11 protein-coding genes are annotated in these 15,275 nt (G+C 61.2%); 4 read left to right on the top strand and 7 right to left on the bottom strand.

The features are described 5' to 3' along the window. Window positions 1–254 precede the first annotated feature (254 nt). A complete protein-coding gene (locus tag AB4Z35_RS26350; protein WP_442100304.1) occupies window positions 255–1,061 on the bottom strand; it encodes a class I SAM-dependent methyltransferase in 807 nt (268 codons plus the stop codon). A gap of 172 nt (window positions 1,062–1,233) precedes the next feature. Here AB4Z35_RS26350 and AB4Z35_RS26345 point away from each other — a divergent pair, with 172 nt between their 5' ends. Then, window positions 1,234–1,614 carry a hypothetical protein gene (locus AB4Z35_RS26345; RefSeq protein ID WP_442100302.1) on the top strand — a complete coding sequence of 127 codons (381 nt, stop codon included), beginning with the start codon at window positions 1,234–1,236 and terminating at the stop codon, window positions 1,612–1,614. Between the two features lie 28 nt (window positions 1,615–1,642). Here the strand turns inward: AB4Z35_RS26345 and AB4Z35_RS26340 are convergent, their stop codons facing one another. From AB4Z35_RS26340 to AB4Z35_RS26325, 4 genes are all read right to left on the bottom strand, one after another. Further along, window positions 1,643–3,076 (bottom strand): sigma-54-dependent transcriptional regulator, encoded by a 1,434-nt coding sequence (locus AB4Z35_RS26340; RefSeq protein WP_442100301.1) that lies wholly within the window; start codon window positions 3,074–3,076, stop codon window positions 1,643–1,645. Further along, on the bottom strand, window positions 3,045–4,538 hold the full coding sequence (locus AB4Z35_RS26335) for a sensor histidine kinase (protein WP_442100299.1): 1,494 nt from the start codon (window positions 4,536–4,538) through the stop codon (window positions 3,045–3,047). The genes AB4Z35_RS26340 and AB4Z35_RS26335 overlap by 32 nt, the downstream gene beginning before the upstream one ends. A gap of 102 nt (window positions 4,539–4,640) precedes the next feature. Beyond that, window positions 4,641–5,753, bottom strand: a complete 1,113-nt coding sequence (locus tag AB4Z35_RS26330; RefSeq protein ID WP_442100297.1) for an SCO family protein — start codon at window positions 5,751–5,753, stop codon at window positions 4,641–4,643. 432 nt (window positions 5,754–6,185) lie between these two features. Beyond that, window positions 6,186–7,631, bottom strand: coding sequence for a sensor histidine kinase (locus tag AB4Z35_RS26325; protein ID WP_442100295.1), 1,446 nt, complete (start codon window positions 7,629–7,631; stop codon window positions 6,186–6,188). A gap of 278 nt (window positions 7,632–7,909) precedes the next feature. Between AB4Z35_RS26325 and AB4Z35_RS26320 the strand changes: the two genes are divergently transcribed. Both AB4Z35_RS26320 and AB4Z35_RS26315 read left to right on the top strand, forming a co-directional pair. After that, window positions 7,910–9,256 (top strand): hypothetical protein, encoded by a 1,347-nt coding sequence (locus AB4Z35_RS26320; RefSeq protein ID WP_442100293.1) that lies wholly within the window; start codon window positions 7,910–7,912, stop codon window positions 9,254–9,256. A gap of 35 nt (window positions 9,257–9,291) precedes the next feature. Beyond that, window positions 9,292–11,541, top strand: a complete 2,250-nt coding sequence (locus AB4Z35_RS26315) for an Ig-like domain-containing protein (protein WP_442100291.1) — start codon at window positions 9,292–9,294, stop codon at window positions 11,539–11,541. 671 nt (window positions 11,542–12,212) lie between these two features. Here the strand turns inward: AB4Z35_RS26315 and AB4Z35_RS26310 are convergent. Both AB4Z35_RS26310 and AB4Z35_RS26305 read right to left on the bottom strand, forming a co-directional pair. Further along, on the bottom strand, window positions 12,213–13,619 hold the full coding sequence (locus tag AB4Z35_RS26310; RefSeq protein ID WP_442100289.1) for an FAD/NAD(P)-binding protein: 1,407 nt from the start codon (window positions 13,617–13,619) through the stop codon (window positions 12,213–12,215). Between the two features lie 14 nt (window positions 13,620–13,633). Beyond that, window positions 13,634–14,197 (bottom strand): helix-turn-helix domain-containing protein, encoded by a 564-nt coding sequence (locus AB4Z35_RS26305; RefSeq protein WP_442100287.1) that lies wholly within the window; start codon window positions 14,195–14,197, stop codon window positions 13,634–13,636. Window positions 14,198–14,281: 84 nt separating this feature from the next. Here AB4Z35_RS26305 and AB4Z35_RS26300 point away from each other — a divergent pair, with 84 nt between their 5' ends. After that, window positions 14,282–15,217 (top strand): DMT family transporter, encoded by a 936-nt coding sequence (locus AB4Z35_RS26300; protein ID WP_442100286.1) that lies wholly within the window; start codon window positions 14,282–14,284, stop codon window positions 15,215–15,217. Window positions 15,218–15,275: the final 58 nt, after the last annotated feature.

Genomic DNA, 15,275 nt, shown 5'->3' with positions numbered 1-15,275 from the left:
GGGGGTAGGCGCGCAGCGCCGTTCGGCGCAGCCGAACACATCGAGAGGAGGTCGAGCGAAGCCGACCGGAGGCGATGCCCCCGGATGAATGCCGGAGCGAAGGAACCCCGAGCCTAAGCGAGGGGCCGTACGTCAGGGGCGAGCGTTTTTTTGCTTACTTTTTTGCTGGGCCGGCACTCCGGCGCTTGTAAAAAAAGTGAGTCGCCGTAAGGGCGAAACCATAAGCCGCCGTTACCGCAGAAACGGATATGCACTCAGCTCTTCACCACCACCCACGTAAAACACAACGGCAACTGCGCCACCTGCTGCTGATAGCGGTCATAGAGTTCTTCGCGATTGGAATGCGGGTATTCCTTGAAATGACGGATCTGCAACCCTGCCGCAATGGCGGCGCTGAAGAGCTCGCCCAGGGTGTGGACGAACCAGTAGGAGGCCGCCGACGGCTGTTCGACCTTGCCTTCGTAGACAATCGGTTCATGCTGCACGAACGGTTCGCGACGGAAGTATGAACTGGCCAGATGAAAAGGATCGGCTGCCTCGGGGTCGAACATTTCCAGGAACGGGTGGGTTTCGTACACCACCAGCGCACCACCCGGCTTCAGCGTGCGCGCCACATGGCGGAAGAATTCGCCGATGTCCGGCATCCAGTTCAAGACGCCGATGGTGATCAGCGCCAGGTCAAAGCGATCCTCCAATTGAGCCGGCAAGTGGTGAATGTCCGCTTCGATGAATTGCGGTGCATGGGGTGAGCGGGCCGCCAGTTCCCGTGCCTGTTCGAGAAACGCGCCGGACTGGTCGACGCCCACCACGCTTCGCGCGCCCAGGGCGAACAGCGACAGACTTTCGCGGCCGTTGTTGCAGCCCAGTTGCACCACCTCCTTGCCGTCGACACCTGTCTGGGTCAGCAAAGCGGTCAGGGTGTCATCCAGGCAGGAAAAATCCGCGTGCGCCACGTCTTTCAACAAGGCTTGCCATTCGCAGGAGTCTTTGTGGTGACGGGCGGAGTCATTCCAGGCATCGCGGTTACTGGCGATGGCTTGTACGTTTGTCGGCAGTTCCATTGCTTGCTCCAGGGTTCGGGTCGTCGATTTGACCGGCCGGAGTCTAGATCAACCTCATCCTGGCAGCTGTTGTGAACTTGTAATCCGCACAGTGCCGACGGCTGCCCACGGCGGCAGCTATAGTTAATGACCTTGGGGTATATATGGTTAAACCGATTTAGCAGGTGTTGCCATGAACAAAACCAACCTGACGTTTTTGCTCGCCTTCTGCCTGAGCGCGACCGCTATCGCCCACGCCGACACCTTTCCAAACACCACTGACTACAGCAGTGAATTCAACTATTACGGCACCGACCAACCCTTCGCCCACCCCGTACCACCGTCCATCAGCATTGTGCCGCCGGGTTCGTACATCCCGACCGCGCCCGGGGAATTCATTCCGGTTTCAAGCGAGCACGTGTTCTACGACTCGCGCCTGCCGACCGTGGCCGACGCCACGGTTCGGGTGTTTATCCGCTCCTACGATCCGGAGCGTGGCGTGTACGTGAACCAGGAAGTCGAGAACCCCGACTGCATGCTGTCCTGCCTGAGGCAAGGCCCGATGTTGCAGTGAGCCTGGGGGGCGTTCTCAATTGGTTTCCCTACCACTGGCGTTTGTCCGGACGGGCGAGGCCGAGCTTTTCGATCCGGTAGCGCAACATGTCACGGCTAAGACCCAGCAGGCGTGCCGATTTGGTGACGTTCCAGTCGGTCTTGTCGAGCATCTTGCGCACCATGTCGCGCTCCACTTCCGGCAGGTTCATGGATTCGCTGCCGTTGTAGGACGGACGTGGTTCGCTGAGTTGTTGCGGTTCGTGATGAAACATCGGTGGCTCATCCACCAGGCTCAGGCAGACGTTCAACTGATGGGCGGCGATGGTATCGCTTTGCGCCAGCAATACGGTTTGCTCCAGCATGTTGCGCAATTCGCGCACGTTGCCCGGCCAGCTGTAGCTGAGCAGCAACTCTTCGGCCTGGTCGCTGAAATGCAGGTTCGGCTTGCCGTAGCGTTTGCCATGCAGCCCCAGGAAGTGCCGGGCCAGCAGCAGGATATCGGCTCCCCGGGCATACAGGCGCGGTACCTTGATGGAAATGATGCGCAGACGGAAAAACAGGTCGCGGCGGAATTTGCCTTGCTGGACCATTTGTTCGAGATTGCAGTTGGTGGCGCTGATCACCCGCAGATCGACCTTGCGCTCCTTCACCGACCCGACCCGGCGAATGGTCCGGTCTTCCAGCAGCTTCAGCAGCTTGGCTTGCAACAGCAGGTCCATTTCACCGATTTCATCGAGGAACAGCGTGCCGCCATCGGCCGCTTCCACCAGCCCCATGCGACGATCCTTGGCGTCGGTGAAGGCGCCCTTCTCGTGACCGAACAGTTCCGATTCCACCAGATTGGACGGGATCGAAGCACAGTTGAATTCAATGAACGGGCCTTTGGCTCGCGGGCCGTCGAAGTGCAAGGCCCGGGCCACCAGTTCCTTGCCGGTGCCGGTCTCGCCTTCGACCAGGACCGGTGGCAGATCGCTGTTGGCCATCCGCCGTTCGGCGTCGAGCAACTGGCTGATGGTGCCCTTGAGGTACACCATCGGCGCCGACTCGCCAATCAGTGCCTGCACTCCCGACTTCTGGGCCTCGCGCTCCTGGTAAAACGACAGCGTGCGCTCCATGCGGTCGGTGGCAAGGGCCTTGTCCAGCAGCAACTTGAGCTCTGGCAGGGCCACCGGTTTGGTGACGTAGTGAAAGGCGCCCTCTTTCATTGCCACCACGGCGTCTTCGACGTTGCCGTAGCCGGTCATCATGATCACTTTCAGATCCGGCGCGCTGATGCGCAGCTTCTGGATCAGGTCATGACCACTCATGCCCGGCAACGAGTTGTCGGTCAGTACCACGTCAGGAGCGAAAGTACCCAATTGCTCCAGTGCATCTTCGGCCGAGTGGCAAACACTCACCTCGAAGCCCTTGCGCTCCAGGTAAGTCTGAATATTCTCGGCGAGGATTTCGTCATCCTCGACCAGCAGAATGCTGTGCTCCATATGCCCCTCCCGTTGCCACTTTGAAATTGAGACAAACGCGGGTTCCTTCCTGCTCCCGACTGGTCAGTTCGACCGATCCGTCAAACCGCTCCATTATTCTTTTGACCAGGGCCAGGCCCACGCCCAACCCGCCTTGTTTGGTGGTGAAAAATGGCTTGAAGACCATTTGTTGCTGTTGTTTGGACATGCCCTTGCCGGTGTCGGTCAGGATCATGCTCAAGTCGCCGGGCACCGAGGAATCGATCTCGACCGTCAGCACGCCCCCCTTGGGCATGGCTTCCAGTGCATTGGCAAACAGGCTATTGAGTATCTGCGTGAGCAGCACCTGTTGGCTGACGACCGGTGGTACGCTGACAGGAGAGAAACGCACTTCGACGTTCGAACGTTTGATCAGGGACTCAAAGGCACTCAAGGTGTCTTCGAGGGCCAGCACCAGGTCGACCGATTCAAAGTCGTCATTCATCGGCCGCAACGACACCAGCAATTCACGGACCCAACGCGACATGCGGTCGACCTGATTGATGATGTCGCCAATGTTTTTCTGTGCGCTCTGGCTGGCGATGTCCTGGGCCAGTTCGGCGCTGGAACGGATGTTCGCCAGTGGATTGCGCAGGCTGTGGGCGACCGCCGAGGACATTTCCCCCAAGGCGACAAAGGTTTCGTTGGCGATCAGCTGTTTCTGCTGGCTCTGCAGCTGTATCGCCGCACGCCGCACGATCCAGAACAGCCCCAGATAAATGGCGGCCCCGCCGATCAGCGTGGCCAGCCAGATCGCCTTGAAGCCACGCTGGATGCGCCCCACCAGATCCAGCGGCTCTTTATAGATTTCCACCATGGCAATCACTTTGCTTGTGTCGGCGTTGAACATCGGAATGTAGTTCTCGACGAACAAATACTCCGGTTCGCGCAGCAAGCGCTGCTCGGGACGCTCCTCATCGATTTCGTGGTAACGGGTGGACACCGGCGATTTCATTTCGAAGGATTCGTCCAGCTCTTTGTCGTCTTCGATGCGCACGCCGATCAACTCGGGGTTGGTCGACCAGACCACGGTGCGGTCCAGGGCGTACACCGTCGCCAGCAGGATGTCCGGCAGATGCGCCACATGGTCGAGAAACTCAACACGCGCGGCGGCCCGGGCTTCGGGCCTGACGTCGGAATAGGCATGGTCCAGGCGCGGGTCGAGCATTTCGCCCATGGTTTTGCCCGGCGAAATCCCGGCATGACGGACTTCAGCCTCGCCAATGGCTTGAATGAACTGCGCGGTCAGCAACGAGTCGCGCTCGATACTTTCGTCGACCACAAAGCGCGTGGAGATGTAGCCCAGCCCCAGCGCCACCGCAGCGATGATCAGAAAGCTCGCCAGGGAGAACCAGCGCAGCAAGTTGAACTGCGGCCGCCAACCCTTGCGTTGTGCTGCCGGAGCCTGCGGCGCAGCTACTTTTTGTTGTTCGAGTATCTGCATGGCGGTGTCCTGGATGCTTGAAATCGAGCCTGTTCAGCCGCTATCTGGATCAGTGTAGGTGGCATTGATTGCCATTGACTGGCCAACGTAATTTTTTTGACACTATTGCACCTTGGGGATGTCGGGTTGCGCGACCGAATGATGATGTTCAGGCTCCTCGTTACCACTGGCCAAAGGCGCCGCTGGCGGATGCTGACGGTCGGTTTCTTCCTGCAGGAAATCGATGATGGACTGGGCGGAACGCTCGTCCATCCGCAAGTTGGGCATCGCGATCTTGTTGTAGCGCTCGAACAGCTCCATCGCTATCGGGTCCTTTTCCGCGAGCATGCGGTCAGGTTCGCGGATCCAGCGATTGAGCCAGGCCGGATCACGCTGACGGGTCACGCCGATCAGGTCCGGGCCAATGCTGTGCAGGCCGATGCCCTGCCCGTCCAGCGGACCGAGGCTGTGGCAAGACGCGCAGCGGGTGCGGAACAGCTCTTCGCCATTGCTCGGCGGACGGATTTGCGGAGCGTTGGCGTAGCTTTCTTCGACGCTGGGCTGCTTCCAGTTCTGCAAGGAATTGGCCAGTTGGTCGGCCAGAATCCACGGGTTTTCGAACGGCGAGGATTTCATCCAGCGGCCCGTTGCCTGGTTGCCGATGATCAGGCTCAGGTTGTGGTCCTTGTTGCGCCCGTTATCGATGCCTTCGATGAACAACCCCAGCTTCTTGCGCAGCTCGGTGACGTCGGTGAACTCCCCGGTGAGGAATTTCCACCCTGGCCCGACCTGGAAGCGTTGCGCATAGGCCTTGAGCACTTCTGGGGTATCGCTCAAGGGGTCGATGCTGATGGAGTAGAAGAAGATGTCCTTGCCGACCCGATCCCCCAGCAGTTTCTGCACCTGGCGCAGGCGCGCGGTTTCCAGGGGGCAGGAGTCGCTGCACGAGGTGAAGATGAAGTTGATCACCACCACCTTGCCTTTGATCATGTCATCGAAAAAACGCAGTTGCTGACCGTCCTGATCGGTCAGCAGCGTGTTGGGGAAATAGTTACCACCCCACGGGGTGGCGGCTTCAACGACAGCGGACTCGGGAGTGGATGCCGGGGCAGGTGCGGGCGTCGACAGTGGCTGGCTGGCGACCAGCAACTGGCTGGCCAGCAAACCGGTCACCGACATCAGCACCAGGTGCATGCCCAAGGCGCGTGAGCGTGGTGAATGCATCTTCATGTTCATGTCGACACCCTCCCTGTTCATTGCTTGACGGTCACTTTAGGGCCGAAGCCGTCGCCAGTGAGGAAGGTTGGCCGTGCTGCGCAATTCACGTAGTGCGCACCAACCAGTCTGCACATTGATTGGGGCATTGAAACTGGCCTGCACGGTAGACGGCAGAGCGTTTTCCATCCGCGTGGTGTTGCGTGAGCCTTTGACCCCGTCAGGCACATCGAAAGAATTTTCGTTGCACTGCGCTTTTTTTCCATCACCAGCCGCCTTGATGTCGTGAAGGGGGGTGATGGTGGTTCTGCAAGGATCTCGCCAATTATGTAAGTTCTTTACACAAAAGCATTAACACTCAATAAAACAATTACTTATCAGCATCAATGTGCCATGAGTGTAGAAATGACTGGGGATTGAAACCCGCTAACGGGGGATAGTTCCTCCCCACTTTCAGGGGGCCAATTTAAACGACAGACGGACAGTGGTGCCTTCGCCTTCACAGCTATCCAGGGTCACCGCACCGCCAAAACGCTCCATGATCCGCTTGACCAGCACCAGCCCGACGCCCAGCCCGCCCTGCTTGGTGGTAAAGAACGGCCGGAAGGCCATGGTGCGCTGTTCTTCATTCATGCCTTTGCCGGTATCGCTCACCTTCACGCTGACGCAAAGGGCATCGCGCGGCTCGATCTGGATGCTCAGCGTACCGCCGCTGTCCATGGCTTCCACCGCGTTGGACAGCAGGCTGTTGAGGATCTGGGTCAGTTGCACCTGCTGACTCAGGACCATGGGCGTCTGGTCCGGCTCGAACACCACGTTGACCTTGGCCTTGCTGATCTGATGCTCATAAGCCATCAGGCTGTCATGCAGGGCCGCCACCAGGTTCACCGGTTCAGCCTCGTCAGTGAGCGGTCGCAGGGACTGGAGCAACTCCCGCACCCATTTCGACATGCGATCGACCTGACCAATGATGTCGTTGATGTTCCTATGTGCCGGACCGCTGTCGAACTCCATCGCCAGCTCGGCGCTTGAACGGATGTTCGCCAACGGATTGCGCAGACTGTGGGCGACCGCCGAGGACACCTCCCCCAGAGCCACAAAGGTTTCGTTGGTGATCAATTGCTTCTGTTGCGTCGCCAGCAGGATCGCCGCCCGCCGCACGATCCAGTACAACCCCAGGTAAATCAGACCGCCGCCCAGGGCGGTCGCCAGCCAGATCAGCACCAGGCCGCGCTCCATGCGGTTGATCAGGTCCTGCGGTTCCTTGTAAATCTCGACCATCGCCGTGACGGTGCTGCCATCGGCGTCGTACAGGGGAATGTAGTTTTCGATGAAGATGTATTTGGGTGGCTCCAGGAACTTCTGTTCCATGCGGGACTTGTCCACATCGTGGTAGCTGGTCGACACGGGAAGCTTCGATATGAACGCCCGGTCGAGGTCTTCATCGCCATGGATCGTGATGCCCATCAAGGCCGGGTTGGTCGACCAGATCACCATGCGGTCGGGGGCATAGATGTTGACCAGGATCACGTCCGGCAAGTTTTCGATATGGTCGAGGAAATCATCACGGGCATTGGTGCGGGACAGCGGGTCGACGTCAGGAAAGTCCTTGTCATTTCGTGGGTCGAGCATCTCGCCCATGGTCCGGATCTTGGGGATCGACACATTGCGCACCTCGACCGAGGCAATCGCCTGAATGAATTGCGAGGTCAACAGCGCATCGCGCTGCACGCTTTCGGTAAGCACGAACCTTGTAGACACCGCCCCCAGCGCCACCGCCACCGTGCCGATCACCACCATGCTGATCAGCGAAAACCAGCGCAGCAGATCGAACGGCTGCTTGCGCGTGCTCAAGCGGGCTTCGCTTTCGGTCACAAGCACTTTGGTGATTGAGTTCATGGACACGGTTCCCGGAAACCCCCTATAGGTTTATAGCCCACACATAGCCGTTTGCCCGAACCTGGGTACTGCGATCCCCACCTCCCGCGCCCCATTCACCCCCAAAGTTGGGGGCAACTGCCCGCCCCCCCAGCTTCCGGGTCTATCGCCAGCGACTGCGCCTAGGCCTTTAGTCCGAGCTTCTCACGGGCGTTTTCGCTGATTGGTATGGAAGTTGCCAAACATCCTGCCAACTGACCAGTCCCCAAGGGGCAGGTACTTCGATAGAGGGAATACTCATGCACCCTTTACTGTGCAAAACCGCGACCGCCCTGATCGTGACCGCTCTAGGCCAAGGCATTGCCCAGGCAGCGCTGTTTGCCGCAGACCCCGGACCCTACCTGCCAGCCAATGGCAATTTTGCCGCCTGGTATCAAGATACCCACGGCCGAACCCTTGACCTGTGTTTATCCAAGGCTGTCAGTTCCAGGGTTGCCAGCGCACCGGGCGCCCCGACCTACATGTGCTCGTTGATCCCGACCCCCGGTATTTTCGACGACACCAAACCGTTGGTCTTCCCGACCAATTTCCCCGACGAAGCGTTCTGGGCGACAGGCGAAACCACCATCGTCGACGCCGCCCGGGGCATCGACCTGACCTATGTCTCGGCGCTCGAGGCAGCCTTCAGTGGCGGTGATCCAGTGGAGGGCGACCAGATCAGTTTCGCCCGTATTCGTATTCGCATCGACGTGCCCGCCGCCGGCACTTACGTCATCACCCACCCCTACGGCGTCGAAGTATTCACCGTCGACACCCCCGGCCGGCGGGCGATCAACATGACCCGGGACATCGGCATCGGCGCGCCAAAAACCTATGACGGCGCGCTCAAGGGCGACGTCGGGCCATTCCTGCGCAGCGTCAATGGCCCCTACACCGAGACCAACCCGATCACGGGCCAGGCGGAAAAATTCGTCGGCGATCCGAACCTCAACGAAGCCGTCACCGGCAGCCCGTTCAACACCAACTACGTGCGCATCGAAGGCCCCAATGGCCTGGACCTGCGCACCAACCTCTTCGCCGTATCCGGCAAGTTGTCGACGGTGGTCCGGCCGACCCCGGTGATCGCCGAGCGCAGCACTTACTCGCGACAGGCCGGCACCAGCGCCCCGGTGGCCCAGCAGGACGTGTTCGTGCTGGCCCCGCCACCACCGGCCACCGTGACTCTGGACAGCAACAACCCGGTCCTGAATTTCACCGAAGCCAACACCACCGGCCACTGGTATGCGCAGTCGCCGAACAATCCGACACTGCCGAGCACCTTGCGAGTGACCGCCGATAACCACCTGGCCATCGCCAGCAGCACGCCGACCACCTTGCCCATGCCGCTGACCGACCTGGTGACGATCTCACGCGCCGAGTACAGCCTGAGCACCGGGCAAATCACCATCGTGGCTTCGACCAGCGATGAAACGTCGCCGCCGGTACTCACCGCCACCTCCGGCACCGGTATCGCCATCGGCGCCCTGAGTGGTGACGGCGCAGTGAAAAGCCTGGCCACCGGCATCACGCCGATTCCGCCTGCCCAGGTTCGCGTGACGTCATCCAATGGCGGCAGCGATACCGAAGAAGTGGTCATCGTGCAATGAACGCTCACATGCCCGGATCCTCATCAGGAGGCATCATGAACAAATGGCCACGCCTGGCGGTCAACGCCCTGGGACTGACTCTATCGCTGTCCGGCAGTGCCTTCGCGCAACTCGCCGCCGTCGATCCCGGCCCTTACACCTTTGCCACCGGGAAATTTCCGATGTGGTACCAGGACAACAATCAACTGTCGATGGAACTGTGCCAGTCACGCGCCGCCAGCTCGCGGGTCGCCGCCAGTGTGCCACCGGCCTACATGTGCACCCTGTTGCCGACGCCGGGTATTTTCGACGACACCCAACCGATGGTGTTCCCGGATAACTGGCCAGACGAAGCCTTCTGGTTTCTCGCCGAGACCAACATTCCCAACAACACCGCCGGCTACGGCATGGATGCCTATGTCGCCGGGATAGAAGCGGCATTCGCTGGCGGAAATCCGCTCGATGGCGATCAAATCAGCTTCGCTCGGATCCGTATGCGGGTGAACATTCCCGTCGCCGGGACCTACACCATTACCCACCCCTACGGCGTGGAAACGGTCAACGTCACCACCCCCGGCCGTCGTGCGATCAACCTCACCAGGGACATCGGCATAGGTGCACCGGGTAATTTCAGTGGCGCACTCAACGGTGCGGTCGGTCCGTTCCTGCGCAGCGTCAACGGCCCCTACACCGAGGTGAACCCGGACACCGGCGCCGTCGAAACCTTTGTCGGCGACCCGAACCTCACCGAAGCCGTGACCGGCAGCCCCAACAACACCAACTTCGTACGCATCCAGGGTCCGGCCGGCACTATCCAGACCAACCTCTTCACCCTGTCCGGCAAGGTGCTCGACAATCGCGCGCAAACCGCGGTGGACATGAGCCGTGCCACCTACCGTCGCACAACAGGCACGGGCGGCATCAACACCCGGGTCGAAGTGTTTGCCAAAGCGGCCAACGGCTCGACCCTGTGCTTTCGCGAAAGCATCGCCCTGGTACCCGGCCCGCCTGTGTCGCCTTGCCAGACCAACATGCTGAGCGATAACAACGGCGTGTTCTTCGCCCAGCATCTGCTGAGCAACGGCACCGTGCCTGCGGTCGTGGTGGTCACCGCCACCAACCCCGCCGGGACCACCCGCCCGACCTCGGTGTCGAGCAAGCTCTCGGACGTGGTGAAAATCCAGACCGCCCGTTACAGCTGGAGCAACCACAGCCTGCTGATAGAGGCCACCTCCACAGACGAAGTGGTGGTTCCGGACATGGTCGCCCAGGGTTACGCAAGGCTGTCGAAAGCCGGCATCCTGCAAAGCCTGACAGTGGCTGACCTGACCCAACCCCCTGCAACCGTTACGGTCAAATCCGCCGCCGGCGGCAGTGACACCGAGCCGGTCGTAGTGGTCGGCACTGCACCGGACACCGGCGCGAACCAGGCACCGATCTCCGTCGCCGATACCGGCAGCACCAGCTTCGGCGTGCCGATCACCCTCAACCTGCTGGCCAACGACCGTGACCCGGACGGCAACACCCCACTGAGCATAACCGCGTTGACCCAACCCGCCGCAGGCCAGGGCACCGTGGCACTGAGCGGCACTACGGCGGTGGTCTACACCCCTCCAGCAGTCGTCAACGCGCCGCTGACCACGACCTTCACCTACAAGGCCCAGGACATCAAAGGCCTGGCCTCGACGACAGCGGCAACCGTGACCATTACCGTGGCGCCTAACCGGCCTCCGGTGGCAGTCGCCGATGCCGTCACGACACTGGGAGTGGCGATTCCAATCAACGTGCTGGCCAACGACACCGATCCGGAAGGCAACTTACCGCTAGCAGTCGCCAGCTTCACTCAACCACCGGCAGGTCGCGGCACCGTCAGCAGTAACGGCACCGTGCTCACCTACACCCCGCCGGCCACCGTCACCACGGCCTTCACCACAACCTTCACCTACATCGCCCGGGACAGCTTCGGCGCCCTGTCGACGTCGCCGGCCACGGTCACGGTGCAGGTTTCGCCACGGCCTGCTACGGAAACCTTCGCAGTGACCACCGCAACGGTGAGCGCCCGCTCCAACAACCGTTTCACCTGGGACTTTGCCGGCACTTCATCGGTGACCACCGGCAACACCATCACCATCAAGGTCACCACGCCGACCGGGCTGATCACCCTGGGCACCACCTCCGTCCCGGCGAATGGACGCTGGAAGTTGACGGTGAACAACACCACCACGGTGGTTCCGTCGGCGAACCCGACCGCCACGATCACCTCGTCCCAAGGCTCCGTGCGGACGGTGCCGGTGATCGCCAACTGAGCCCGCGCCCCATCAGCCACGTTGGTTGATGGGGCCGGTTTCAACTCTCTGGAAAACCGCGGCCTCGGGTGGGGGGCTGCGGTTTTTTGCCGGGTGCATTGATATTCAGTACATCTGAAAGATTTCGATCGGCTGGCAGGCCGCCTTCGCGGGCAAGCCCGCTCCCACAGGAATTCAGTACATCTGAAAGATTTCGATCGGCTGGCAGGCCGCCTTCGCGGGCAAGCCCGCTCCCACAGGTATCGGGGAAGTCCGCAAGACTCTGGTCGGCTGGCAGGCCGTCATCGCGAGCAGGCTCGCTCCTACAGAAAAGCAAAAGCAGAGCGGCGTACACCCACGCTCTTCACCACTCATCAGGCCGAGCGTTAGCTCGCCTGCAGCTCTTGATCTTGATCCACCCGCCCCCTCGGCAGGCTGAGTGGAGGTGTTCATCCGGGGGGAGGCGCGCAGCGCCGTTCGGCGCAGCCGAACACATCGAGAGGAGGTCGAGCGAAGCCGACCGGAGGCGATGCCCCCGGATGAATACCGGAGCGAAGGAACCCCGAGCCTAAGCGAGGGGCCGTACGTAAGGGGCGAGCGTTTTTTGCTTACTTTTTTAGGCGCTTGTAAAAAAGTAAGTCGCCGTAAGGGCGAAACCGCCAGCCGCCGCAACCAAAAAAATGGATATGTACTTAGCGCACCAGCCGCTCGGCCAACGCCTTGGCCTGACTCGCCACATCGGTGACGGCCGTACTTTCCCACCACATGCCGCGCAGCGGCGGCCCCATGGCAAACAGACAGCTGGCGGGCTGACCCTCGGCGTTCAGGACCGCGCCATCGACCTCCGCCGCGATGCCCAAAGCCAACGGCCCCGGCCGCACCAGGCCTCGGGCGAGCAATTGCCGGGGCAGCGGTCGCGCGACACGGCGCCAGTCGTATTCGATACCGCTGGAGTTGATCAGAGCGGCACCGCTGACCACACAGGTCTGCGCCTCGCCGCGCCGTCGAAGGCGGATACTCACCTCGCCATTGAGCGAAGGCTCAAGGCCCTTGAACGAGGCCGCGTGAATACGTAACCGCCCTTCTTTATATAACCGCTCCACCAGTTCGGCACTCAAGGGTGGCGAGCGGTGGTGATGGCTTTCCCACCACGGCCGCACATGCCGCACGAACTGCCGACGCTGCACGTCCGTCGCCTGATGCCACAAGCGGCCGATATGTGCCCGCACCGTGTCCAGCGGCGCCTGCCAGTCAATGCCCAGGGCGATGGCGTCCCGGCAGTGCCGACGCAATTCGCGCATCAACTGGCGAGGCGTGCGGATGCTCTGATCCTGCGCGAGAAAATCCACCCAGGCCGGTGGCTGGCGACGCACATGGGGCAGCAGCCCATGGCGGGAAAACACTTCGATCGGACCACGATGCCCGGCCTGCTCCAGGGACACCACGGCGTCGACCATGGTCAGGCCCGAGCCGATGATCATGACCGTCGATAACGGATCGAGACGCTGCATGGCTGCCACGTCCCACGGATCGAGGGCCGCAGCGTTCAAGCCGCTGGACCGGGTTTGTGGCGTGCGCGCGGCGGGGAACATACCCGTGGCCAGAACCGCAAACGCCCCTTGCAGGCATTGGCCATCGCTCAGTGTCAGCCGCACGTTATCCGTACCGGTTTGCAAATCCACCACTTCGGCCCGTACATGTTCGGCGGTCGAACCGTTCAAGGCACCCACCGCTTGCGCTTCTGCCAGACGCTGCTGCGCGTACAGACCGAATATCCCCCGAGGCGGAAACAATTCGCTGATCGGCACATGCTGCTGGTCCGACTCCGGCCAGCCGCCGCTGGCAATGTAGTCGGTGAGCCATTGGGTCAGGTCGTCGGCGTTGTCCGGATCGACACTCATCCGCGCCGCGTTGCCGTTGAGCGTATGCCCCAACTCCACCGCGCTATAGGCTTCGCCCCGGCCGAGTTCGGCGCGGGGCTCAATCACCAGCACCTTGCGCCTGCCCGGCAGGCGCATCAACTGCGCCGCCAGCATCGTGCCACTGAGGCCGCCACCGACAATCAGGATGTCAGCGTCATGGGTCAAGGCCTGGTCCATCGTGTTCTCCCTGTTCAGATCACCACGTTACGCACAAACCGCGCCGCCACCGCCCCGTCGTTGCGATAACAGTGCGGCTGGTTGCTGGCGAACATGAAGAATTCACCCGCTGCGATATTCTGTGGCTGGTCGCCGAGCATAACGGTCAGACAACCTTCGAAGACATAAATCTGCTCGCTCCAGCCATCGGCGTCCGGCTCCGATGGATACACCTCGCCCGGTTGCAGGCACCATTCCCACTGCTCGACTTCGCGGCTGGCGTGGGCCTTGGAGAGCAACACCGCTTTACTGCCGGGAATGGTGCCGGTCCAGGCCAGCTCATTGATACGGCTGGGATCGCGGGCGTCGGGCGCCTGGATCAAATCACTGAAAGCGACGTCGAGGGCTTCGGCCACCCGGTCGAGGGTGGTCAGGCTGACGTTCTTTTCCCCCGCCTCGATCGCCACCAGCATTCGGCGGCTGACACCGGACTTTTCGGCCAGCGCGGTCTGGCTCATGTCCGCGGCATGACGCAAACGACGAACATTTTGACTGACGTGCTGGAGCACCGATGCCCGTTGGGTAGAATCTTTGTGCACTATATTGCTCACTGAGTGGGGTTGGGCAGTATACTGCGCAACATTCGGCGCATTGTGCGTCCCCCTCCAGTAGCGTGCAAGGTCATGACGTCGGTGAACTCCCCAGAGGCTTCCTCCCGTTTTACAAGGTTCAGCAAGGCCGAATGCGTGCTGGTGCTGATCACGATGGTCTGGGGCGGAACCTTCCTGCTGGTACAGCATGCGATGACCGTCAGCGGCCCGATGTTTTTCGTCGGCCTGCGCTTTGCCACCGCCGCGAGCATCGTCGCCCTGTTTTCCTGGCGTCACCTGCGCGACCTGACCCTGTTCGAACTCAAGGCCGGGTCGTTTATCGGCGTGGCGATCATGCTCGGCTATGGCTTGCAGACAGTCGGGCTGCAGAGCATTCCCAGCAGCCAATCGGCCTTTATTACCGCGCTGTACGTCCCGTTTGTGCCGTTGCTGCAATGGCTGGTGCTGGGGCGCCGTCCGGGGTTGATGCCGAGCATCGGCATCATGCTGGCCTTTACCGGGTTGATGCTGTTGTCCGGGCCGTCCGGTGCGTCGTTCAACTTCAGCCCCGGTGAAATCGCCACCTTGATCAGCGCCGTGGCCATTGCGGCCGAGATCATTTTGATCAGCACCTATGCCGGCCAGGTCGATGTGCGTCGGGTGACGGCGGTGCAACTGGCGGTCACTTCGGTGCTGTCGTTCCTGATGGTGGTGCCGACCAATGAGGCGATACCGGACTTCTCGTGGTTGCTGCTGTGCAGCGCGTTGGGCCTTGGGGCGGCGAGTGCGGCGATTCAGGTGGCGATGAACTGGGCACAAAAAAGCGTTTCACCGACCCGCGCCACGCTGATCTATGCCGGCGAGCCGGTATGGGCCGGGATTGTCGGGCGCATCGCCGGGGAACGCCTGCCGGCGATTGCCCTGCTCGGGGCCGGGTTGATTGTGGCGGCGGTGATTGTCAGTGAGCTGAAGACCAAGGGTAAGGCGGCTGCGGTAGAAGAAGAGCTGGAGCGGGAAACACAGGGTTGAACCGCTAATTCAGCGGTGCATGATCGATTGCTTTCGCGGGCAAGCCCGCTCCCACAGA

Origin of the sequence: Pseudomonas sp. KB_15 (assembly GCF_052114525.1) — a bacterium.
Lineage (GTDB): Bacteria > Pseudomonadota > Gammaproteobacteria > Pseudomonadales > Pseudomonadaceae > Aquipseudomonas.
This window is presented reverse-complemented; position numbering and strand designations above follow the sequence as displayed.